At 71.6% G+C, this 21,576-nt stretch carries 20 protein-coding genes; 7 read left to right on the forward strand and 13 right to left on the reverse strand.

What is annotated here, in order from left to right; all coding sequences use genetic code 11:
- Positions 1-8: 8 nt before the first annotated feature.
- Genes ABZ444_RS45985 through ABZ444_RS46000 form a run of 4 tightly spaced genes read right to left on the reverse strand, consistent with a single transcriptional unit; the run spans position 9 to position 4,429 of the window.
- Entirely contained in the window at positions 9-902 is an 894-nt protein-coding gene (locus ABZ444_RS45985) for a carbohydrate ABC transporter permease (protein ID WP_358010593.1), read from the reverse strand.
- Entirely contained in the window at positions 899-1,849 is a 951-nt protein-coding gene (locus ABZ444_RS45990; protein ID WP_352360126.1) for a sugar ABC transporter permease, read from the reverse strand. The genes ABZ444_RS45985 and ABZ444_RS45990 overlap by 4 nt, the downstream gene beginning before the upstream one ends.
- A 1-nt stretch (position 1,850) precedes the next feature.
- Positions 1,851-3,146 carry an extracellular solute-binding protein gene (locus ABZ444_RS45995; RefSeq protein WP_358010595.1) on the reverse strand — a complete coding sequence of 432 codons (1,296 nt, stop codon included), beginning with the start codon at positions 3,144-3,146 and terminating at the stop codon, positions 1,851-1,853.
- Between the two features lie 5 nt (positions 3,147-3,151).
- Positions 3,152-4,429, reverse strand: a complete 1,278-nt coding sequence (locus tag ABZ444_RS46000; RefSeq protein ID WP_358010596.1) for a Gfo/Idh/MocA family oxidoreductase — start codon at positions 4,427-4,429, stop codon at positions 3,152-3,154.
- A 132-nt stretch (positions 4,430-4,561) separates the two neighbouring features.
- Here ABZ444_RS46000 and ABZ444_RS46005 point away from each other — a divergent pair, with 132 nt between their 5' ends.
- From ABZ444_RS46005 to ABZ444_RS46015, 3 genes are all read left to right on the forward strand, one after another.
- Complete coding sequence (locus ABZ444_RS46005; RefSeq protein ID WP_358010598.1) at positions 4,562-5,692, forward strand: ROK family transcriptional regulator; 1,131 nt, start codon at positions 4,562-4,564, stop codon at positions 5,690-5,692.
- Positions 5,693-5,739: 47 nt separating this feature from the next.
- A complete protein-coding gene (locus tag ABZ444_RS46010; protein WP_358010599.1) occupies positions 5,740-7,740 on the forward strand; it encodes a right-handed parallel beta-helix repeat-containing protein in 2,001 nt (666 codons plus the stop codon).
- A gap of 138 nt (positions 7,741-7,878) precedes the next feature.
- Entirely contained in the window at positions 7,879-8,502 is a 624-nt protein-coding gene (locus tag ABZ444_RS46015) for a DsbA family oxidoreductase (RefSeq protein WP_358010601.1), read from the forward strand.
- A 14-nt stretch (positions 8,503-8,516) separates the two neighbouring features.
- Here ABZ444_RS46015 and lgt read toward each other — a convergent pair whose 3' ends face one another.
- Positions 8,517-9,353, reverse strand: coding sequence for a prolipoprotein diacylglyceryl transferase (gene lgt / locus ABZ444_RS46020; RefSeq protein ID WP_358010603.1), 837 nt, complete (start codon positions 9,351-9,353; stop codon positions 8,517-8,519).
- Between the two features lie 218 nt (positions 9,354-9,571).
- Between lgt and ABZ444_RS46025 the strand changes: the two genes are divergently transcribed.
- Positions 9,572-10,888 carry a hypothetical protein gene (locus tag ABZ444_RS46025; protein ID WP_358010605.1) on the forward strand — a complete coding sequence of 439 codons (1,317 nt, stop codon included), beginning with the start codon at positions 9,572-9,574 and terminating at the stop codon, positions 10,886-10,888.
- Positions 10,889-10,932: 44 nt separating this feature from the next.
- Here the strand turns inward: ABZ444_RS46025 and ABZ444_RS46030 are convergent, their stop codons facing one another.
- The 3 genes from ABZ444_RS46030 to ABZ444_RS46040 form a co-directional block, all read right to left on the reverse strand.
- Entirely contained in the window at positions 10,933-12,087 is a 1,155-nt protein-coding gene (locus ABZ444_RS46030; protein WP_358010606.1) for a serine hydrolase domain-containing protein, read from the reverse strand.
- 129 nt (positions 12,088-12,216) lie between these two features.
- On the reverse strand, positions 12,217-12,816 hold the full coding sequence (locus ABZ444_RS46035; protein WP_358010607.1) for a cytochrome P450: 600 nt from the start codon (positions 12,814-12,816) through the stop codon (positions 12,217-12,219).
- Positions 12,780-13,385, reverse strand: coding sequence for a hypothetical protein (locus ABZ444_RS46040; protein WP_358010608.1), 606 nt, complete (start codon positions 13,383-13,385; stop codon positions 12,780-12,782). Before ABZ444_RS46040 ends, ABZ444_RS46035 begins: the two co-directional genes overlap by 37 nt.
- 96 nt (positions 13,386-13,481) lie before the next feature.
- Here ABZ444_RS46040 and ABZ444_RS46045 point away from each other — a divergent pair, with 96 nt between their 5' ends.
- Positions 13,482-14,099 carry a TetR/AcrR family transcriptional regulator gene (locus ABZ444_RS46045; RefSeq protein ID WP_358010609.1) on the forward strand — a complete coding sequence of 206 codons (618 nt, stop codon included), beginning with the start codon at positions 13,482-13,484 and terminating at the stop codon, positions 14,097-14,099.
- A gap of 69 nt (positions 14,100-14,168) precedes the next feature.
- On the opposite strand, the gene ABZ444_RS46050 is transcribed toward ABZ444_RS46045, so the two are convergent.
- From ABZ444_RS46050 to ABZ444_RS46060, 3 genes are all read right to left on the reverse strand, one after another.
- The gene (locus ABZ444_RS46050; RefSeq protein WP_358010610.1) at positions 14,169-15,698 is read right to left on the reverse strand and encodes an FAD-dependent monooxygenase; all 1,530 of its coding nucleotides are present in this window, start codon (positions 15,696-15,698) and stop codon (positions 14,169-14,171) included.
- A 36-nt stretch (positions 15,699-15,734) separates the two neighbouring features.
- The gene (locus ABZ444_RS46055; protein ID WP_358010611.1) at positions 15,735-16,997 is read right to left on the reverse strand and encodes an erythromycin esterase family protein; all 1,263 of its coding nucleotides are present in this window, start codon (positions 16,995-16,997) and stop codon (positions 15,735-15,737) included.
- 96 nt (positions 16,998-17,093) lie between these two features.
- The gene (locus tag ABZ444_RS46060) at positions 17,094-17,738 is read right to left on the reverse strand and encodes a CatB-related O-acetyltransferase (protein ID WP_358010612.1); all 645 of its coding nucleotides are present in this window, start codon (positions 17,736-17,738) and stop codon (positions 17,094-17,096) included.
- Between the two features lie 229 nt (positions 17,739-17,967).
- Between ABZ444_RS46060 and ABZ444_RS46065 the strand changes: the two genes are divergently transcribed.
- Entirely contained in the window at positions 17,968-18,903 is a 936-nt protein-coding gene (locus ABZ444_RS46065) for a GNAT family N-acetyltransferase (protein WP_358010613.1), read from the forward strand.
- Positions 18,904-19,017: 114 nt separating this feature from the next.
- The gene (locus ABZ444_RS46070; protein WP_358010614.1) at positions 19,018-19,605 is read left to right on the forward strand and encodes a TetR/AcrR family transcriptional regulator; all 588 of its coding nucleotides are present in this window, start codon (positions 19,018-19,020) and stop codon (positions 19,603-19,605) included.
- On the opposite strand, the gene ABZ444_RS46075 is transcribed toward ABZ444_RS46070, so the two are convergent.
- Entirely contained in the window at positions 19,589-20,038 is a 450-nt protein-coding gene (locus ABZ444_RS46075) for a sigma factor-like helix-turn-helix DNA-binding protein (RefSeq protein ID WP_358010615.1), read from the reverse strand. The two genes, ABZ444_RS46070 and ABZ444_RS46075, sit on opposite strands and share 17 nt — an antisense overlap.
- 549 nt (positions 20,039-20,587) lie before the next feature.
- On the reverse strand, positions 20,588-21,576 hold a 989-nt coding region (locus ABZ444_RS46080; RefSeq protein WP_358010616.1), incomplete at its 5' end, for an amidase.

The following is a 21,576-nucleotide window of genomic DNA, read 5'->3' on the forward strand; positions in this document are numbered from 1 at the left end:
TTTCCAGGTCATTTGCCGATACCGGCCGTCATGCCTTCGACGACCCGCCGGCCGAGCCAGATGTAGAGGATGACCATCGGATAGATGAGGATCACGATCCCGGCGAACAGGCCGCCCCAGTCGGAGCTGTACTGCATGGTCGAGTACAGGTTGAGCAGGGCCGCCGGGAGCGTGCGTTCCTCGGGCAGCGGGGTGATGAGCAGGACCAGCAGCGTGGAGTTCCACAGGCCGATCACGTTGAGCACGAGCACGGTGGTCAGGCCCGGCCGGGCCAGCGGCGCGATCACGCGGACGAACGCCGTCAGCGGCCCGGCGCCGTCCAGCTCGGCGGCCTCCTCGACCTCCCTGGGCAGCGACCGGAAGTAGCCGGACAGGACGAACACCGCGAACGGCAGCGACAGGACGACCTCGAACACCAGCAGCGTGATGCGGTTGTCCCACCAGCCGGTGACCCAGTCCTCCATGAACGTGTAGACCGACAGCTTGGCCACCACGATCGGGATCGCCATGGTCTGCAGCGGGATGCTCAGCCCGACGGCGAAGAACCCGGTGATCGGCCCGGCGATCCGCCGCGACGAACGCGACAGCGCGTAGGCGGCGGGCGCCGCGATCGCGACGATGAGGAACGAGCCGAGCGCGGTCAGGACGACGCTGTTGAGCGCGGCGATCGAGAACTGGCCGGCCTGCCAGGCCGAGTCGTAGTTCTCCCAGGCGGGGGAGTCGGGCAGCGCGAACGGGTGCAGCCACACCTCGCCGGAGGACTTCAGCGACTGCAGACCGACCCAGGCGACCAGGGCCAGGTTGAAGGCCACCCACGCCCACAGGGCGACGGCGGTCAGCCGGGGCAGCAGCAGGTCGCCCAGCAGCCGGGCCAGGGGACGCCTCACCGGGACGGTCGTCATGACAGCTCCACGCTCTCTCGGCGGGTGATGCGGCGCACCAGGACGATCAGCACGATGGTGATCAGGGTCACCACCACCCCCATCGCGGCGCCGGACCCCAGCTCGGGCACGCCGCCCCCGGTGATCACCGTGTACTGCTGCACGGCCACGGTCCTGGCCTGCAGCGGCGGGGCGCCCGGCGTGCCGCCGGTGGTGAAGGCGATCACGATCTCGAACACCTTGAGGCTGTTGACCACCCACAACACGGCGGCGACCGCGAACACGTCCCAGGTGAGCGGCAGCGTGATGTGGCGGAACTGCTCCCACTTGGTCGCGCCGCCGAGCACCGCGTCCTCGTACAGGTGGGGCGGGATGCCGTCCACGGCCGACATCATCAGGGCGATGTAGAAGCCGGTGGAGGACCAGACCAGCCCGCCGATGACGCACCGGAAGACCAGGTCGGGGCCGAGCCAGGGCAGCCCGTCGATGCCCGCCCAGCCCAGCACCTGGTTGACGACGCCGCCGGGGTTGAGCAGGAACCCGACCGCGGCGCCGACCGCGATCGCCGAGATGATCATCGGCAGGAAGACGACGGACCGGATGAAGGCCCGTCCCTTCAGGTGGCGCAGCGCCATCATCGACAGGAACGTGATCCCGAAGACCAGCGCGCCGCCCGCGACCGCCAGGAGGAACGTGTTGGCGAACGACTGCAGGAACGCGTCGTTGCGCAGCAGCGCCTGGTAGTTGCGCAGGCCGCGCCACTCCATCTCGGCGCCCGGACCGGCCCAGCGATACAGGCTGACCCACACGCCGTAGAAGGAGGGCAGCACGAACAGCAGCGTGTAGAGCGCGAGCGCGGGCAGCAGGAAGGGCCAGAAGGCCCGTTCCCGCGCCGGCCGCAGGATCTTGCCGCGGTACGGATCCCGCGACGGGAGCGCCGTCTCCGCAACGAGGGAGCCGTATGCCATGTCAGCCCTTGTTCGCGAGGTAGTCGGCGGTCTTCTTCTTGCCCTGCGCGACGAACTCGGCGGCGTCGATCTTGCCCGCCAGGAGCTGGTCGTCCAGGGGCAGCAGGAGGTCGACCCAGTAGGCCTTGTCGGCGGCCAGGGTGTCGTAGGTCTTGTGCACGGCGGGCGCCTCGGCGATCGCCTTCTGCACGTCGGCGAGGAAGTCGGGGGCGGCGATGTCGGGGCGCGAGGGGATGTTGAGCGCCTCGGTGGAGATGCGGCTCAGGTGCTTGCTCTGCAGCGCGAAGGCCAGGAACTCCTTGGCCGTCTCGACGTTCTTGCCCTTGACGTTGACGCCCCAGCCGAGCGCGCCGACCTCGACGGAGTCCTTGCCGCCGGCCGGGAGCTGGAAGGAACGGATCTTGGCGCCGGCCGGGGTCTTCGTCTTGACCTCGCTGGCCAGCCACGTGCCGTTGATGTTCAGGGCCGAGTTGCCCTGCGCCCAGTCGTCCTGCGCGGCCGGGTACTTCGTGGCCATGTGGTCCTTCTGGAAGTAGCCGCCCTTGGTCAGCTGCTCGACCTGCTTGGCGGCGGCGAGCACCTCGGGCTTGTCCCAGGCGGCGGCGTCCTTCGACAGCGCCAGCAGGCTGCCGGCGCCGTTGGCGCGGACCAGGGCCGAGTAGAACCAGTAGACGTTGTAGAACGGGATGGTGCCGTCCTGGCCGATGCCGGTCCGGCCGGCCGCCTTCTCCTTGTCGAGGAAGGCGATCAGGTCCGCCCAGCTGCGCGGCGGGTTGGCGGCCAGCTCGGGGCGCTTGGCGGCGTCGTACCAGACGGCGGTGGAGATCACGGTGTGCGGGAGGAAGCCCATCCCCTTGTCGTCGGAGGCGGCCTGCCTGACCGACTCGGGCAGCACGTCGCCGACGGTCTTGCCCTCGCCGGGCACCTGCTTGGTGAGCAGGTCGTCCAGCGGGGCGGCCAGGTTCTGGGCCCGCCAGCCCGGCAGGTTGTCGGTCGCGACGTCGAACAGGTCGGGGCCCTGGCCGGCGGCCATCTCGGTGGGCAGGTTCTCGGTGCCCTTGCGGCCGACGAACTTGGCGTCCACCTTGACGTTGTTCTGCTTGGCGAAGTCGTCCAGAATCGCCTTGAAGATCTTGGCCTGCGGCTCCTGCTCGCCCCAGGAGGAGCGGTAGACGAGGGACTTCTGCTCGGCCTGCCCGGCCGGGCCGCCGCTGTTCTTGTTGCCGCACGCGGTCACACCGAACGCGAGCGCGCCGACCGCCACCAGCGCGGCCGTCCGGGAGAGGACGTTGGTCATGGTTGTCACCTTTCAAGGGGGGAGGGCTCGGCGAGAGTGATCACCGTGCCGGACAGGCGGGCGCGCTCGGCCGCCCAGACCACGCGGTGCGTGGCCAAACTCTCGTGACCGCTGGAACGGATCATCGTCGGGTCGCCGCAGGCCACGGCGTCGAGGAAGGCGTCCATCAGTCCGTCGTCGCCGCCTCCGTGGCCGCCGGCCATCGAGGCCCCGGCGCCGGTCCGGGTGTCGATCTCGGTGATCCGGTCGGTGAGGAAGTCGTGCAGGCGCAGGCGCACGCCGTCGCCCTCGATGGAGCCGTGCGTGCCGAAGATCCGGGTCTTGCGGTGCTCCAGGGCGGCGAAGGCGGTGACGGTGAACGAGGCGGTGGCGCCGTCGGCGAACTCCAGGTTCACCACCTGGCTGTCGACCACGTCGTTGTCGCAGGCGAACACGCACCTGCCGTACGGGCCCTCGCGCAGCGCGGTCAGCACGCCCTGCGCCGTGTGGTCGGCGGTGACCGCCGACAGCGGCCACCACTCCTTGTCCGGGTCGCCCAGGCAGCCCAGGTAGAGCCGCTTGGCCGAGTACGGGCAGGTGGCCTCCACCGGGCAGTCGAGGCAGTTGGCCGTGGCGCCGGCCGGGGCCTGCTCCTCGCGGAAATAGACGAGATCGCCGAAGGAGGACACCCGGTGCGGCAGACTGCCCTTGATGTAGGCCATCCAGTCGAGGTCGTGGCAGGCCTTGGCCAGCAGCAGCGGAGCCGACTCCGCCTCGTTGCGCCAGTTCCCGCGGACGAAGGAGTGCGCCTGGTGCCACCAGCCGACCTGCTCCAGATGCTGGATGTTCATGATCTGGCCGACGGCGCCCTGGTCGACGAGCGACTTGAGGGCCCGCGTGTAGTCGGTGTACCGCATGACGTGGCAGACGGCTAGGATGACCCCGTTGCGCTCGGCGGCCTCGGTGATGCGCCCGGCCTCCTCCTCGGTCGGGGCCATCGGCTTCTCCAGCAGGATGTGGTAGCCGAGGTCGGCCGCGGCGACCGCGGGCTCGGCGTGCATCCGGTCCTGGGTGCCGATGATCATGGCGTCGGCCAGCCTGCCCGCCGCGACGAGGTCGGCCCAGTCGGCGAAGACGTTGCCGGGCGCGATGCCGTGCTCGGCGGCGAAGGCGGCGCGGCGTCGCGGATCAGGCTCGGCGACGGCCACGATCCTCGCGCGGCCGGTCGTCAGGGCCCGGCGGGCGTACAGCGTACTCCGCAGCCCCGCGCCCGCGACGGCGAGCGTGACGACGGGTTCCGACATCGATGTCCTTCCGGTTTGCCACTTAGTAATTAAAGCTGTTTTTATTAGTCCTTGTTTGTATTGGTCGCCAGGCAGCACTGTCAAGGGGGGTCCATGCGGAAGGTCGCGCTCCAAGGAAGCGACGCACATCGCTTGCGGCGGATCAACATGATCGCGACGCTGCGGGCGATCCGCGCCGCGGGCGTCGTCCCGCTCACCGACCTGGCCCGCCGCGCCGGGCTGTCCAGGCCGACCGTGGAGGGCCTGGTCGAGGAGCTGCACGGACACGGATGGCTGGAGGAGGTCGCCCCCGAGGCCGGCCAGATGGGCAGGCCGGCCCGCCTCTACCGGTTCCGGGCCGCGACCGGCTACGTCGTCGGCGTCGACATCGGCTCCTCCAGCGTCCGCGCCCAGGTGACCGACCTGGAGGGCGACCCCGTCGGCCTCGGCTTCACCCGCGTCCAGGCCGACTACGGCAGGGCCGAGCGGCTGGCGGCCGTCCGTGCGACGATGGCGGCCGCGCTGCGGGACGCCGGCGTCACCGCCGACCAGGTGTTGTCGGTGGCCGTGGGCACCACCGGCGTGGTGAGCCCGTCCGGGACGGTCCGCCTGTGCGTGGGGCTGCCCGAGTGGACGGGCCTGGACCTGGCGGCGGAGGTGGGCCGCGACTACCCCTGCCGGATCCTGGTGGAGAACGACTGCAACCTCGCCGCCCTGGCCGAACGCTGGGCCGGGGTGGCCCGCGAGGTGGACGACGTGGTGTTCGTGCTGTCGGGCGTGCGCACCGGCGCCGGCATCCTGGTGCGCGGCGAGCTGCACCGCGGCGGGCGCGGCATGGCGGGGGAGATCGGCGCGCTGCACCTGGTCGGCTGGCACCGCGCCCCCGACCACCTGGCGCGCTTCGCCCCCGGCGCCGCGCCGGAGGAGGTGGCCGGGCTGGTCTTCGCCGCGGCCAGGGACGGCGACCCCGCCGCCCGGTGGGCGGTCGAGCAGTACGCGCACGACCTGGCCGAGGGCATCGCCGCCATCGTGCTGACCGTGGACCCCGACCTCGTGGTGGTGGGCGGCGGCGTCTCGCGCTCGGGCGACGTGCTCATGGAGCCGCTGCGCCGGCACCTGGACCCGCTCTGCCTCGAACCGCCCGCCCTGGAGATCTCCACCCTCGCCGACCAGGCCGTCGTCCTCGGCGCCGTACGGCACGCGCTCAACCACGTGGACGAGCTTCTCTACGACGTGGATCTCCCTCTTGACCTGACCCTCTTCAGGCAAGATATTAAACCTTGATTAATTAGTAACTCGGGCGCCCGACCGTCACCTCCCAAGGAGTTGCCGTGTTCCGAGTTCTCTTACCGTGCGCCGCGCTGGTCCTGACCTTCGTGGCCGCGCCCACCCCCGCCCACGCCGCCACCTCCTACGCCGCGACCTCCTACTACGTCGACCCCGCCGGGAACGACTCGGCCGACGGGCACTCCCCGTCCACCGCCTGGCGGACCCTGGACAAGGTCAACGCCCAGACCTTCCAGCCCGGCGACACCGTTCGCTTCAAGGCCGGCGGGCAGTGGACCGGGCGGCTCGCGCCGCGCGGCTCGGGCTCGGCCGGCAGCCCGGTCACCTTCACCTCCTACGGCACCGGCGCCCGGCCGTCCATCGCCGGCGGCGGCGTCGTGGACGCGGCCGTCAAGCTCGCCGACCTGCACGACGTCGTCCTGGACGGGTTCGAGGTGACCAACACCGGTTCGGGGAGCACGCCGCGCATCGGCATCGCGGTCACCGCGACCGACCTCGGCGCCGTCCCCCGGATCACCGTACGCGGCAACTACGTGCACGCCATCCAGGGCGCCACCTCCGGATCGCAGTCCTCCAACCCGTCGGCGGGCGGGATCATCGTCAGCGCGCTGGGCAAGAACACCGCCACCTACTACCAGGACCTGCTCATCGAGGGCAACGAGGTCGCCGACTCCCGCTCGTACGGGATCGTCACCTGGTCGCAGTGGATGCAGCGCGAAGGCTGGACGTCCCTGTGGAGCGACCTCATGGGCATCCCCGCCGCCGACTACCGGCCCTGGACGCCGAGCACGGGCGTCGTCGTCCGCGGCAACGACGTGCACGACATCTCGGCGGGCGGCATCACCGTCATGCAGGCCCAGGGCGCGCTCATCGAACGCAACCGGGTCGCCAGGACCGCGCAGAACCACGGCAACGTCGGCATCTGGTGGGCCGGGGCCGACGACACCGTCGTCCAGTTCAACGAGGTGTCCGGCACGAAGTACTGGGGCCTGGCCAGCGACGGCAACGCCTTCGACGCCGACGCCTCCGTCCACCGCAGCCTGGTCCAGTACAACTTCAGCCACGACAACGAGGGCGGCTTCTTCATCGCCGTCTCGACCGGCACCGGACCGGCCGAGGCGACCATCCGCTACAACGTCAGCCAGAACGACGCCAACCAGGTCTTCGCCTTCTCCACCAACACCAGGAACATCGACGCCTACAACAACACCGTCTGGGTGCCGCTGACGCCGTTCATCCAGAACCATCCGGACCGGGCCTCGTTCAGCCTGGTGAAGGTGTGGAGCAGCTCGGTGAGCAACATCCGGCTGCGCAACAACGTCATCCACAACGGCGCCAACCTGCCCTACAACGACGGCGGCGCCGTGCAGTACGACCGCAACCTCTACTACTCCGGGCCGGTCCCCGGCGGCGACAGGGCGGCCCTGTCCGGCAACCCGCTGCTGACCGCGCCCGGCACCGCCACCACGCTCGCCGACCTGTCCGGCTACCTCCCGACGGCGTCGTCCCCGGTCCTGCGGCAGGGTCTGGAGATCGCCTCCGACGGCGGCCGCGACGTCTCCGGCACGGCCCTGCCCTCGGGCATGCCCGACCTCGGCGCCGTCCAGCGGACGGCGGGCGCCGGCCTGTCCGAGCCGGCCGCGACCGTGACCACCTCCTTCGGCAACGGCCAGGGCACCACCCCCGCCGCCCTCACCGACGGCTGGGACTACACGACCTGGGCCAGCCCGTCCTCCGGCGTCACCTATCCGGGCACCTTCACCCTCACCTTCCCCAACCCCAGGACGGTCGGCGAGGTCGTGCTGGCCACCCACTTCGGCCAGGGCCAGGGCATCACCTCCCTCGACGTCCAGACCTGGAACGGCTCGGCCTGGGTGACCCAGACGGCCGGCGCGGCGATCAGCTGGGCGAGCAACACCGCCACGGTCGAACGCCGGTCGGTGCCGCTGCCCGCGCCGATCACGACCACCCAGGTGCGCCTGGTCGTCAAGGCCGCCAACCACACCTGGGGCAACCTGTCCGTCAGCGAGATCACGACCCGCTGAGCCCGTCCCTCATCGAGGTCGCGCCGGGGCTCCCGGCGCGACCTCCGCACCACCGGGTTGACCTCAAGCGCGGTTGAGATTGCACGATGTCCCGGGACCCCCGCTTTCCCGGCCGCTTTCTCGACGGACAGGACGTTCATGAAGCTTGAGATCTACGCCGACGTGCTGTGCCCCTGGTGCTACATCGGCAAGAGACGCCTGTCCCGCGCGCTGGCCGGGCACCCGGCCCGCGACGGCGTCGAGATCGTCCGGCGCAGCCTCGAACTCGCGCCCGAGGAGGGCCGGACCCCCGGCCCGACCGCCGCCGAGGCCATGGCGGGCTGGTGGGGGGAGCAGGCTCCCGCCCGCGTCGCCCACATCCGGGAGCTGGGCGCGGCCGAGGGCCTGGAGCTGAACCTGCACCTGGCCCGGCCGGTCAACACCTTCGACGCCCACCGGCTGGTCAAGCTGGCCGCCGGCCGCGGCCGGGCCGAGGAGATGACGGAGGCACTGCTGTACGCCTACCACACCGAAGGGCTCAACGTGGCCGACGCGGAGGTCCTGCGGCGCCTGGCCGGCCAGGCCGGGCTGGACGGCGCGGAGGTGCGCGCCGTCCTGGCCGGCGACGAGTACGCCGAGCAGGTGCGCGCCGACCGGCGCCGCGCGGCCGAGCACGGCGTCACCGGCGTGCCCAGCCTGGTGATCGACGGCCGGCCGCCGGTCTCCGGGGTCCAGCCGGTCGCCGACCTGCGACGGCTGCTCGACCCGGCCCCGACCGGCTGACGCCGTCCGGTCCGTCAGCGGCTGTGTTCCAGGGCCGGTTCGTTCTCCTTGTGGCGAGTCGCCCAGAGGAAGATCAGCGCGCCGGCGAACAGCACGATCGAGGTCCACTGGTTGATCCGCAGGCCCAGCAGCGTCACCGCGTGGTCCACGCCGCCGACCGGGTCGATCCGCAGCCCCTCGATCCAGAACCGTCCGGCGGTGTATCCGGCGACGTAGAGGGCGAACAGCCGGCCGCGGTCCGGCCTCAGCCGCCGGCCGGCCAGGATCAGCACGAAGCCGAGGGCCACGTCCCACAAGGACTCGTACAGGAACGTCGGGTGGTAGAGCGTGCCCGGCAGGCCGCCGTGCGCCTGGTCGATCTCCAGGCCCCACGGCAGGGTGGTCGGGCTGCCGTACAGCTCCTGGTTGAACCAGTTGCCCCAGCGGGCGATGGCCTGCCCGAAGGCGATGCCGGGCGCGATCGTGTCGGCCACCGGCCCGAGGGGCACCCCCCGGCGGCGGCAGGCCAGCCACACGCCCACGCCGCCCAGGGCGACCGCGCCCCAGATGCCGAGCCCGCCCTCCCAGACGAACAGCGCCTGGTACGGCTCCTTGACCGCGCGCGGGCCGAAGTAGGTCTGCCAGTCGACGAGGACGTGGTACAGACGGCCGCCGACCAGCCCGAAGATCACCGCGGGCATCGCGATGTCGCCGATCGTGCCCCGCTCGCCGCCACGGGCACGCCAGCGGCGCTCGCTCAGCCAGATGCCGAACCCGATGGCGACGATGAAGCACAACGCGTAGGCCCGGATGGGGACGAATCCGAGATACCAGACCCCTTGGGAAGGGCTGGGAATCGAGGCGAGGGGCATGCCGGTGACGCTAGCCAACGAACGACCCCGGGGCCGTTCCCGTGACCTGATCGCGAGCCATCCGCGACCACCCCGCGAGCAATCCCGGTCCGCGATCTGCCCTGACGGAAGGAATCTACATTGTAAAGGCGTCCGGCCGTATCAGGACCGGCTCAGGGCTGCTCCGGGACATCGCAGGGCACCCGACGCCGGGTGCGGGGATCAGGAGGAGAAGCCCCATGCCGATCGACTACACGTTCGTGAGATTCGAGGATCTGCGGCTGCCGCAGCCGCTGAACGCCGACGTCGCCGCGTTGATGGTCAAGGAGAGCGGCCTCGCCACGGCGGACGTCGCCTTCCCGGACGGACGGCTGACCGACCCGGAACGCCACGCCCTGACGTGGCTGCTCGCCTCGTACGTCCCGCGGGCGTACCGCACCCAGACCAACCACCAGATCCTGCCCCTCACGGCCACCACCGTCGGCCAGGTGATCCTCGCCTACGGCGAGGGCGGTCACGCGACCGCGACCCTGGTCGGGCGCGGCCTGCCGGCCGGTGTCGAGCCTGCCGGCCGTGACCTGAACCAGCTGACGCAATCGCTCACGAACACCTACAACCTTGCCGGGATCACCGGCCCCTGGACGGTCGAGCAACTGGTCAAGCTGCACGAAGCGCTGCGGCTCGTCCCCGTCGCCGACCGTCCCGCGCTGCAGGGCGTCGAGATCCAGCGGGTGGGTGAACTCGCCGGCGCGGACGGTCACGACAAGGGCAAGTTCAGCTACGAAAGAGGCCCCTGGGCCGGATCGCTCGGCACGCTCAAACTGGCGGACGCGATCTTCCGGGACGACGACATCGGCTTTTACGGCGGCGCCACCTCGCGCGCCTGCCTGCCGAGCGTGCGCGACATCCTGCACGAGGTCGGGCATGCCGTGGAGAGCGCCGCGTGCCGGGCCGAGTCCCGGAGCAACGCGGCCCAGGTCGTCCAGGGCGCCGGTGGGCGGCGGTACCGCCCGTTCGAGCGCGTCCCGGAGGACGCGGTGACCGACGCCCTCCAGCTCAACACGGACAACACCGCGCTGAACGAGCTCGGTGCCAAGCTCTCGGGCGCCGACGCCAAGGCCGAGTACGACGCCCTGCTCGACGCGATCGAGAAGGTCCAGGAGTGGATCGAGGCGGGCGAGCAGGGCGTCTACCAGCCGGAGAACGCGTTCGCGCAGCTCAAGAGCAACGTGACGGGCAAAGTGACCCAGGCGACCTGGCAGACCTACCGGGACGAGGTCGTCCGGTGGTGCGACGCGCAGATCCTCGAGGCCCGCTGGCGGGCGAAGTACAGGACGCCGCAGGGTCGCGACATCACCCCGTGCCTGCGGAACTTCGTCACGTTCGTGAGCAAGGAGAACGTGGGCCAGGACCTCACCCCGTACGCGCGGACCTCGGCGGGGGAGCTGTTCGCGGAGACGTACGCGTTCTGGATCGTCGATCCCGGGGCCGTGGAGAGGCACAACCAGCGGCTTCGTGCCTACTTCGACGACTTCCAGTACCGGCGCGCGGGCTGAGCCCGCCTCCACGTCCGGCCACGGGGGTGACGGCGCGGGCACGTTCACGCACGGCTGCCACCTCGGGTGCGAGGACCCATGACCTGCCGGCTGAAGGCGGCCAGGGCGGCATCGATCGGATGGGGCTGGGGCCTGCCCGACGAGTCCGGCCTGTTCCATCTCGCGAGGTTCGTCGTGATGGACATCTGCCGCCTGCCGTCGTCGCGGGTCAGTGACATCGTCGTGGCTCCCCAGACCGTGCCGCCGTGGCCCCAGCAGGTGCCGCCTCCCGGGATCTCGACCCGCTGCAGGCCGAGGCCATAGTCGATCATCTCACCGGTGTGCGCGCGGACCGGGACCGTGCGGTGCATCTCCGCGAGGAGGGACAGGCCGACGATCTCGCCGCAGAGCAGCAGGCCGTAGAAGGTGTTGAGGTCCTCCATGGTGGACACCAGCGAGGCCGCCGTCCGCACCCAGGACATGTCGTACACGCTGTAGTCACGGGGCGGGTCGATCATGCCGAAGAACGACTCGTAGATCCGCGGGTGCGGTCCCTCGATCCGCGGCCCGCCGGGGAAGGCGGTGTTGCGCAGCCCGGCGCGTTCGATGACGTGCCGGGTGACGTACCCCTCGGCCGTGGCGCCGGTCACGTGCTCCAGAAGCCGGCCGAGGATCATGTAGTTGGTGTTGGAGTAGACGCCGGGAGAGCCGCCGGGCTCGCCGGTCGGGGGCGCCGCGAGCCCCATCCTGATCAGCTCGGCCGGGGGGAAGTACGTGAACCGGTTGCCGTCCAGGCTCGCCGGCGAGATGTCCGGCAGGGAGGGGAATCCGCCCAGTGACGGGAAGGCGGCGGGAAGATAGTCGGCGATGCCGCTGGTGTGGTTGAGCAGCATCCGGACGGTGATCCGCTGCCCCCGCCCGCCCGGCACCAGCCGGGGCAGGTAGCGGCCGATCGGGGCGTCGAGCTGGATGTCGCCCCGCTCGGCCCGCTGCAGGACGGCGGCCGCGACGAAGGTCTTGGTGATGCTGCCCACACGTTGCGCCATCCCGGGCTCGACGGGACGGCCGGTCTCCACGTCGGCGACCCCGGCGGCGCCCCGCCACACCCGGCCGGCGTCGCGCACTTCGGCGTACACGCCAGGCACTCCCGCGCGGTGCACGCCGTCCAGCGCGGAATCGAGAACCTCCGACCTCTCCCGGTCGTTCACTGCTGATCTCATGCCCGTCATGATGGCCGCGCCGCCGTCCGGTGGCGTCCTGCCGGCGGAGTGACCTGCCGCTACCGCCAGGGGATCAGTGGAGGGCCGGCTACGACGCCGGGAGTAGTCCGAGCCGGTCCACGGAGCCCGTCACCAGGTGACCGGCAGCCTCTCCAGGCCCGATCCGCGCGTGGTGGTCAGTTCGCCGACCGGTGCGGCCAGGGTGATCGTGGGGATGCGGGTGAACAGGGCGCGGAAGGCCGTCTCCAGCTCGGCGCGGGCCAGGTTCTGCCCGAGGCACTGGTGGGCGCCGTGGCCGAAGGTGAGGTGTCGTCCGGCGGGCCGCCGCACGTCCAGCTCCAGGGGGCGGTCGAGCAGCGTCTCGTCGCGGTTGGCGACGGAGGTGACGATCAGTACGCCGTCGCCCTCGCGGATGAGCTGCCCGCCGATCTCGACGTCCTCGATCGCGACCCGGGGGAGTGTGCCTTCGCTGGAGACGTACCGCAGGAGCTCCTCCACGACGCCGGGCCACGCGGGTGTGCCGTCGCGTAAGGCGGCGAGCTGCTCGGGGTGTTCGAGCAGCGCGAGTGTGCCCAGCGAGATCATGCTGGAGGTGGTGACGTGGCCGGCGATCAGCAGGACGAGCGCCAGCCCGGTGACCTCGTCCGGGTCGGTCGCGCCCTGCTCGGCCTGATGGGCGAGCAGGGCGTCGATCAGGCCGTCGCCGGGGGCCGACTGCCTGGCCCGCACCAGGTCCTCGAGGTAGCGGCCGAGTTCCGCCAGGGCCGCCGGGCCTGCTCGGCGTCGTGCCGGAGCCTGGCCTGTCGCTCGAAGAAGGCATGGTCCTCGTACGGGACGCCGAGGAGCTCGCAGATCGCCAGCGAGGGCACCGGCAGGGCGAAGCCGGCCACCAGGTCGGCGGGCGGACCGGCGGCCAGCAGGGCGTCGAGTCGCTCGTGCACGAGGTGTTCGAGCCGGGGACGCAGCGCCGTGACGCGCCTGACGGTGAACGCGGAGATCAGCGCTCTGCGCTGTCGCTGGTGCTCCTTCCCCTCCGCGCCGAGCAACATCGGCCGGGTGCGCGGGCCGGGTGGGAACGGAAGCGGCAGGGGCGAGCCGGGGTGCGCGCGGTCGGCGGTCAGCCGGGGGTCGGCCAGCAGGGCGCGGCCCTCGGCGTATCCGGTCACCGCCCATGCCTGGCGCCCGTCGGGCAGCCGGACCTTCGTGACAGCGCCGGGGCCGTGGCCGTCGGCCGGGAGGTACGGGCAGGACTTGACGGTCGGCAGGCGCGGCAGGCTGCCGGTGGCGGGTTCCGTCATGATCTGCCGATCCTCCATAAGATGCACAACGTATCTAATTCCATCCTCGCACGCTAGCACAGATAAGATTCGAAGCGCATCTTAAGGAGTGGTTCGATGACGCCCACGCGCCGACGGGGACAGCGACTGGACGCCGCCATCCTCGACGCGACCTGGCAGATCCTGCACGAGGCCGGATACGCCAGGCTGACGTTCGAAGCGGTCGCGGCGGCGGCCGGCACCAGCCGCCCGGTGCTCAGCCGGCGCTGGCCCACCCGGGCCGAGCTCGCGCTCGCGGCCATGGAACGCGCCGCGCCGCCCGTCGCCGCGGTGCCGGACACCGGCGGCCTGCGCCCGGACCTGATCGGCCTGCTGCGGGAGGCCGTCAACGGGTTCGGCGCCGTCCGCGGCGAGGTGCTGGCCGGGTTGCTCGCGGAAACGGCCCGTGACCCGGACGCCGCCGCCGCGGTGCGCGCGTGGATCGCACGCTCCACGACCGGGCACGCGATGGCGACCATCCTGGCGCGCGCCGCGGAGCGGGGTGAGATCCCCACCGCCGACCTTCCCGCGCGGGTGCTCCGGCTGCCCTTCGACCTGGCACGCAACGAGGTGGTCCTGGGCGGCCTGCCGCTCGCCGACGACGTGATCGCCTCCATCGTCGACGATGTCGTCCTTCCGCTCGTCGGCGCCGGGCGGGAGCGACCGGCGACCGCGAGCGGGCCACAGGATTCCTGATCCGCTGGTTCCAGCGCCCCTGACGTGGCCCTGCCCGACCGGTACGAACCTGCCCGCACCCGGTCGGTGTCAGGGGGTGCCGAACCAGATGGAGAGTGCTTCGCGCAGCGCCGGTACGGCCGTGTCGGCGGGTTCGTCGACGGATGCGGCCCAGGCGATGTGGGCGTCCGGCCGGATCAACAGGGCGTCGGACGGCCGCCGGTCGGTCCTGGCGGTGTGGACGTCGACACGCTGCCCCCAGGCGCGGGCGGCCTCGCGAAGCTCGGGGCGGTCGGCGAGGTCGAGGAGGATGGGCCGGGCCGGGTGCAGGAGTTCGGCGACGCGGGTGGTTCCCTGACCGGTGTGCAGGGTGAGGTCGGGCGCGAACGTTCCGGCCAGGGGGTGGGGGTTCGGGCCAGGCATCGGGTAGCGGATGTCGGCGCCGGCGACCACGGATCCCATACGCCGCAACGGCTGCTCGTCGGTGAGCAGCTCCTGGAACATCTCACGGAGCGCTTCGGCGGCTGCGTCGTGCCCGCGTCGCAGCGCGACCTGGGCGCGGGTGTGCAGCATGGTGCGGGCACCGGCGAGGTGGCGTTCGGCGTGGTAGGTGTCCAGCAGGCCGTCCGGCGCCCGGCCGTGCAGGTCGGCGGCCAGTTTCCAGGCCAGGTTGACCGCGTCCAGCAGGCCGGCGTTGAGCGCCACGCCGGTGGCGGGGAACAGGTGTGCCGCGTCCCCGGCCAGCAGGATGCGCCCGGCCCGGTAGCGCTCGGCCTGGCGGGCCTTGAAGGTGAAGCGCGACAGCCGGGTCGATCCCGCCAGGGGCAGGCGCACGCCGAGCACGCGGTGGATGCTGTCCTGCAGTTCGGTCAGGGTCATCGGGACGTCGTCGTCGTACTCGGTGGCCTCGTCCTCGATGGTGTAGAGGGAGACGCTCGGGGCGCCGGGTGAGGAGCCGAGGCCGAACAGACCGTGGTCGGTGCGGGTGAAACCGGCGCGGATCACGCCGAAGCCGGGGACGTCGAGATCGCCGTTGCCGAGCACGGTGACCTCGTCGGGCAGGGTGACCTGGGCCAGCCGGTTGACCTCGGGGTAGACGGTGCCGGGGAAGCCGATGCCGGTCCAGTCCCGGACGCGGCTGCGCGCGCCGTCGCAGCCGACCAGGTGGCGGGCGCTGACCTGGTACGGTCCGTCCGGGCCCCGCACGTCCACCCTCACCCCGGCGTCGTCCTGGTTCACGCCGGTCACCTCGTGCCCGCGGTGTACGTCCACGCCGAGTTCGCCGGCGCGTTCGTCGAGCAGCCGTTCCAGGTGCTGCTGCGGCAGCGGCAGCGCGTGCAGCGGCGGATCCGCCAGCCGGGTGAAGTCCAGGTGCACCCCGCCGAACGGGAACCGGGGTGCCGGGGCGGGGCCGGGGCAGGCAGCCTGGAAGCGTTCCAGCAGGCCCCGGTAGCGCAGCAGCTCCAGGATCTGGCCGCCGAGGCCGCCGGCCTTGGGGGTGTCGCGGCGGTTCGGGTGCCGCTCCAGCACCAGCGGCCGCACCCCGGCCAGGCTCAGTTCGATCGCCAGCATGAGGCCGGTCGGTCCGGCTCCCACAATGATCACGTCGGCGTTCTTCATCGGTCACTTTCCTTGCGATCTGTCGCGGGTCGGGTCTCAGAGGGCGGCGACGGTGGAGGTCGGGGTGTTGAGGATGCCGTCGAACGCCTCCAGGACGGGCGTGTGCACGTAGGCGCTCTGGATCCGGATGCGGTCGGGGCCGGCGATCCCGTGCGCCTGGCGCAGGTCGGCGATGCTGAGCCCGAGCCCGGCCTCGGCGAAGGCGGCCTCGACGCTGCCCGGCTCGGGCGGCTGCAGCACGGTGTCGTCGACGGCGAAGCCGAAGCGCGCGTTCTCGTCGGGGCGCATGTCGGCGGTGTGTCCGGCGGGGCTGGTCAGGGCGAGGGCGACGTAGTCATCGCCCAGGCGGTCGTGCAGGTGCTGCCCCATGGGCAGCCCCGTGAGCCGCCCGTCGAAGGAGACCGGCGTCTTCTGGATGTGGGCGTTGTGGGCGGCCAGCACGATGCGGGCCTCGGGGCCGGAACGTTCCAGGTGCCACTGGACCGACCCGGCCATGTAGACATCCCTGGCCGAGGTGTCGGCGGTCAGGCCGGTGCCGGCGTACAGACCGGCCATGGCGCGAAAACCGTAGTCGGCGCTGCAGGCGGCCTCAAGGCGGCGCAGGGCGAGGTCGTAGCTGGGCCGGTCGGCACGGGAGAGGTACAACAACTCCACGGCACGAAAGCGCATGAGCAGCCGCATCAGGATCGCGCTGAGAGCGTCCTGCTCGGCGGTCGCCAGGCGGGTCCAGGCCGGCGCGGCCGAGGCCGCGGAGGCGCCGGCGAACGACCCGGCGATCCGCATCGCCTCCTCGATCACCGGGAGGGTCCCGGGATCGACCTGGCGCAGGTAGTCGGCGACCGGGGCCAGTGCGGGAAGCAGGGACCCGCCGGCCGCCGGGATGTCGATCCCGGCGAAACGCACCGGCTCGGCCGCTGAGGCGTTGTGCCGGCGCATCCAGCGCAGCGGCTCGTCGACCCCCACGGGGATCGCCGTGGCGAGCCGGGCCGCCAGCTCGTCGTCCGTGCCTTCGCCCTGCGCCCAGGCGTCCAGGGGGACGCCCTCGCTGAAGCCGTACTCGAAGGCCAGGACGGTGAAGCCGCAGCGCTCGGCCAGGAACCTCAGGATGCGCCGGCGCATGACCGAGAACTCGGTGATGAAGTGGGAATTCTCGCCGACCGCGACGACGCGCGCGTCGCCGACGAGGTCGCGCATCGGCTCCAGGTCGTCGAGCGGAGCCTCGGGGTCGAGGTGGGTGAGCGGGACGGCGTGGCCGCGAAGCCAGTCGGCGAACGGGTCGCGGCGCGACGAAGCAGGCATGAGGACAGCTCGATTCTGATCGTGGAAAGGTGAAGGAACGACAGATGGAGGCGCGTGACGCCGTGGGCGGAGGCGTCCGGAGCCCGGCGGCGCGTCCTACGGCCTGCGGGCCGCCGCTTCCTCCAGCTCCGCGACGCTGCCGGACATGATCGTGGCGACGTGCCGGGTGAGGTGCTGCAGCGGCCAGTCCCACCAGGCCAGTGCGAGCAGGCGGGCGATGTCGGCGTCGCTGTGGCGACGTCGGATGAGCCTGGCCGGGTTGCCGCCGACGATGCCGTAGTCGGGCACGTCGTCCACGACCACGGCGCCGGAGGCGATGATCGCTCCGTGGCCGATGCGGACGCCGGGCATCACCGTCGAGCGGTAACCGAGCCAGACGTCGTTGCCGACCACGGTGTCACCCCGTCCGGGCAGGCCGGTGACGAGGCCGAAGTGCTCGGCCCAGGAACCACCCATGATCGGGAAGGGGAAGGTCGAGGGGCCGTCCATGCGGTGGTTGGCGCCGTTCATGATGAACCGCACGCCCTCCCCGAGCGCGCAGAACCTGCCGATGATCAGTTTCTCCGGGCCGTAGTGGTACAGCACGTTGCGGGTCTCGAAGGCGGTCGGATCGTCGGGGTCGTCGTAGTAGGAGAACTCGCCGACGTCGATCAGCGGTGCGGTGACCAGGGGCTTGAGCAGCACGACTCGGGGCTGATCGGGCATGGGACGCAGCACGGTCGGGTCAGGGGGGACGGGCATCACGCGATCGTCTTCTTCTCGTGAGGTGGTGATGGTGTGGTCGGGCCAGGCGGCCTTACTCCTCTTATGTGTACGGAACGTTCCGTACCGATAGGATGATGTCCAGGGCGGACGTCCGCTGTCAAGTACGGAACGTTCCGTACCGATAAGGTGCCCGGTGCGGGACGACCGAGATGTCCCGCACCGAACCGGGCGCCCACCGGGTCCGCTTCCACTTTCTGGAGGATCTGTGATTTTTCGTCCCACGGTCGCGGGTGATCTCGACCGTCTGCTCGGCTGCGTCGTCGATGAGGGCATCAGCTGGGCCCATCCTGAACGGCTGCGGTCCTTCCTCGAATCCGGCAACTACCGCCACGCGTGGATCTGGGTCGCCGAGGAGAACGGCGAGATCCTGGCCCGCGCCGTGTGGTGGGGCGCCCCCGAGGCCGGCAAGCCTCTCGCGCTGGACTGCCTCTACGTCCACCCCTCGGTCGATGACCCCATCGGCCTGGCCGCCGTCCTGCTCGGTCACGCCCACGCCGGCTACGAGGACAAACCCGCGTACCACGTGTTCGTCTCGAACGGCTGGCGCGACGACCCCACGTCCGCGGCCGCGATCGCCTGGCGCTGGACGGCCGCCGGCCGCGCGGGGCTGACCGAGGAACTGGAACGGCTGCGCTACGAGTGGACCGCCGAAGCCGAGGTGCCCAAGCCGTCGGGCCGGCTGGAGTTCCGCGGCGAGGACGACGACGAGATGTTCGTCGAGGCGTTCCGCCGGGTGGCCGTCGGCACGCTCGACCACCACACCCGCGAAGCCCTGGTCACCATGGATCCGGACGCGCAGGCACGCCAGGACGTCGCCGGCTACCGCTCCATGCCCGGTGAGCGCTCCTGGTGGCGTCTGGCCTACACCGGGGACGGCGAGCTGGCCGGGGTCGCGCTGCCGTCGGCGAACGGCGGCGGCCCGGTGGTCGGCTACCTCGGGGTGGTGCCCGAGCACCGCGGCCGGGGCTACGTGAACGACCTGCTCGGCGAGATCACCCGCAACCACGCCGAACGCGGCGTGCAGCGGATCGTCGCCGACACGGACGCGGGCAACGTCCCGATGGCCCGCGCCTTCGAGCGCGCCGGCTACCGCAATTTCGCCATCCGCCTGGTCCTGTCCCCGCCCCCGTCCCATACCTGATCGGCCGCTCGGTGCCGGACGGAGCGGGTGCGCGCCCAGCCGTACCCGCGCTGGAGCCTGTGCCCCTGCAGTCCGCCGCCCGTACGGAACGCGCCGTACCGATAAGGTGTCGGCATGACCGACACGCCCCACCGTCGCGGTGCCGACCGGACCGAGGCCATCATGCGGGCCACGCTGGAGCTCGGCCAGGAGATCGGCTACGCCAAACTGAGCATGGAGGCGGTCGCCGCCCGAGCGGGCGCCAGCAAGCAGACCATCTACCGCCGATGGCCGTCCAAGGCGGCCCTGCTGTTCGACTCGCTGCTGTCGGTGAACGGGCCTGCCCTGGACTACCCCGACAGCGGCGACATCATGGCCGACCTGCGAGCCCAGATCCACTCGGCCGTTGATCTGCTGGCCGGGCCACCCGTCGGCCCGTTGTTCAAGGCCCTGATCGGCGAGGCCCAGCACGATCCCCAGATCGCCGCCGCGCTCAACGAACGCTTCATCACCCCACAGGCGGACAAGACCGTCGCCCGCTTGAAGACGGCCCGCGACCAGGGGCAGCTGTCGCCCGCTTTCGACCTCACCCTGGCGATGGCGGTCCTGTCCGGCCCGCTGTACTTCCAGCTCCTGATCACGCAGGAACCACTGACTCATGAGTACGTCGACCGGATCCTCGACGCCCTCTTCACCGGCATCGGCCCTACCCGCGCATGTTGACGTCCCGCGTCATCCCGGCGACCTGCCATGTTCTCCCGCGGAGTGCGTCGGGGCCTCGGCCTCTGACGACGACCTGAGTGATCGACGGGCGCCGCAAGATCGTCTGCCCGTCGTCCGCCGGACGCGGGCTCAGGCGCAGGATCTCGGCGACAAGGACTTCGACCAGGCCGCGAGCGCGTCGGCGAGCCGCGACCAGGCCCGCTGCCGGCACCAGACGCCGCAGGCCGGTCGCCCGGATCCGCAGCCGGCGCTTCGCGCGAGCTGCGGCCAGGAGCGCGGTACGGGCGGGGGCGAGGCGGTCCGCCGTGGGGTCGATGCTGCCGAGGGCGTCGCGGACGATGGCCCGCGCGCGGCTGAGACGGGAACGAACGGTTCCGATCGGGACGGACAGCGCGTTGGCCACCTCCTCGTAGGTGAGGTCGGCCCAGGCCACGAGTAAGAGGACGTCACGGCACGGGCCTTCAGCGAGGCGAGCGCCTGGGCGAGAGGGCGGCGTACGGCCTGCGCGCTCGCCCGCTCAAGAGCTCGTTCCGCGGCGTCGTAGTCCCGGCGCTGCCTGAACGCCGCGAGGAACGTCTCGGAGACGTCGTCGTCGGCCGTGTCGTCGCCGAGCCGGCGGGCCACATGACGGTGGATGTGTCCTGCGTACCGGTCGAACAGCGAGGCGAAACCCTCGGGATCTCGCCACGACCGCTCGATCAGGGCGGCGTCAGACAGGGTCGTACTGAGCGGCATGTGGTTGAGCCTTTGCAGGAAGTAGTGTCGCCCGTCTTTCACGCGAGCCAGGAATCGAGTGCACGCGACACGGCCTTTCGCAGGACCCCGCAGTCCGCTCGCGGTGGGGCTCACCGTCGTCCGCCACGCCGGAGCAACTGCCCTGGCGCCGGACGCGAGGGCGGCTACGACCTCAACCGGGTATGACCATGCCCCCGCTCGACGCCGAGCCGCCCTCGCTCACGGCCTCAGAGAGTCCGCCTGCCCATCACCCGGGCAGGCCACCCGCGAAGATCGGCGGAACCCGGTCCCGCCACGGCATCGCCCGTTCCAGGTGCGCGGCGACCTGGAACAGCAGGTCCTCGCGCCCGTACGCGGCGGCGAGCTGCACGCCTATGGGCAGCCCGCCCGCGCTCTGCCCCAGCGGCAGGCTGATCGCCGGTTGCCCGGTGGTGTTGAACAACTGCGTGAACGGCCCGAACCCGGACAACGTCTCCAGCCATCCCCGCAGCGTCTGACCGGGATCGTCGTACCGCAAGGTGCCGTGCGGCACCGGCAGACGGCCCAGGGTGGGCGTGACGAGCAGGTCGTACCCGGTGAAGAAGGCCGCCGCCGACCGGGTGACCCGGTTCTGGGCGTCGAAGGCGGCCAGCATGTCCAGCGCGGTGGCCTGCCTGGCCGCCTTCAGGAACTCCCGCGAGACCGCCTCCATCCTGGCCTCGTCGGGCTGCCGTGGCGCCAGCAGGCACGGGGAGGCGACCCCGACGGCCTCGATGATCCACGCCCTCATGGCGTCCTCCCGGTCGACCGCCGGGCTCGCCACCTCCACGACGTGCCCCGCCTGCTCCAGCACGCGGGCCGTCGCGACCGCCGCCGCGGCGACCTCCGGGTCCACGTCCGTGCCCATCCAGGAGGTGGTGGTCAGCGCGACCCGCAACCGGCCCGGATCCGTCACGAGCTCCCGCGCATACGACCCGCGCGGCGGAGGCGCGGTGTACTTGTCGCCGATCCCCGGCCCGTGGACCGCGTCCAGCAGGCCGGCGGCGTCGCGGACCGTGCGTGTGAGCACGAACTCGTCCGCCATGCCGAGGACCAGCTCACCGGCCTCCGGGCCGCAGGGGCCGCGTCCACGGCTCAGCTTGAGCCCGACCAGCCCGCAGCAGGCGGCCGGGATCCGGGTCGAGCCGGCGCCGTCGCTGGCGTGCGCGACCGGCGCGGCCCCGGCCGCCACCAGCGCCGCGGCGCCGCCGCTCGACC

Origin of the sequence: Nonomuraea sp. NPDC005730 (assembly GCF_040630865.1) — a bacterium.
Classification (GTDB): Bacteria; Actinomycetota; Actinomycetes; order Streptosporangiales; family Streptosporangiaceae; genus Nonomuraea.

Bases quoted from the DNA above. Each gene is read 5' to 3' on its own strand.
- ABZ444_RS46015 (WP_358010601.1), top strand. From the start codon at position 7,879: ATGAAGCTTGAGATCTACGCCGACGTGCTGTGCCCCTGGTGCTACATC.
- ABZ444_RS45995 (WP_358010595.1), bottom strand. From the start codon at position 3,146: ATGACCAACGTCCTCTCCCGGACGGCCGCGCTGGTGGCGGTCGGCGCG.
- ABZ444_RS46025 (WP_358010605.1), top strand. From the start codon at position 9,572: ATGCCGATCGACTACACGTTCGTGAGATTCGAGGATCTGCGGCTGCCG.
- ABZ444_RS46040 (WP_358010608.1), bottom strand. From the start codon at position 13,385: ATGACGGAACCCGCCACCGGCAGCCTGCCGCGCCTGCCGACCGTCAAG.
- ABZ444_RS46030 (WP_358010606.1), bottom strand. From the start codon at position 12,087: ATGAGATCAGCAGTGAACGACCGGGAGAGGTCGGAGGTTCTCGATTCC.
- ABZ444_RS46060 (WP_358010612.1), bottom strand. From the start codon at position 17,738: ATGCCCGTCCCCCCTGACCCGACCGTGCTGCGTCCCATGCCCGATCAG.
- ABZ444_RS46045 (WP_358010609.1), top strand. From the start codon at position 13,482: ATGACGCCCACGCGCCGACGGGGACAGCGACTGGACGCCGCCATCCTC.
- ABZ444_RS46050 (WP_358010610.1), bottom strand. From the start codon at position 15,698: ATGAAGAACGCCGACGTGATCATTGTGGGAGCCGGACCGACCGGCCTC.
- ABZ444_RS46070 (WP_358010614.1), top strand. From the start codon at position 19,018: ATGACCGACACGCCCCACCGTCGCGGTGCCGACCGGACCGAGGCCATC.
- ABZ444_RS45990 (WP_352360126.1), bottom strand. From the start codon at position 1,849: ATGGCATACGGCTCCCTCGTTGCGGAGACGGCGCTCCCGTCGCGGGAT.
- ABZ444_RS45985 (WP_358010593.1), bottom strand. From the start codon at position 902: ATGACGACCGTCCCGGTGAGGCGTCCCCTGGCCCGGCTGCTGGGCGAC.
- ABZ444_RS46000 (WP_358010596.1), bottom strand. From the start codon at position 4,429: ATGTCGGAACCCGTCGTCACGCTCGCCGTCGCGGGCGCGGGGCTGCGG.
- ABZ444_RS46055 (WP_358010611.1), bottom strand. From the start codon at position 16,997: ATGCCTGCTTCGTCGCGCCGCGACCCGTTCGCCGACTGGCTTCGCGGC.
- lgt (WP_358010603.1), bottom strand. From the start codon at position 9,353: ATGCCCCTCGCCTCGATTCCCAGCCCTTCCCAAGGGGTCTGGTATCTC.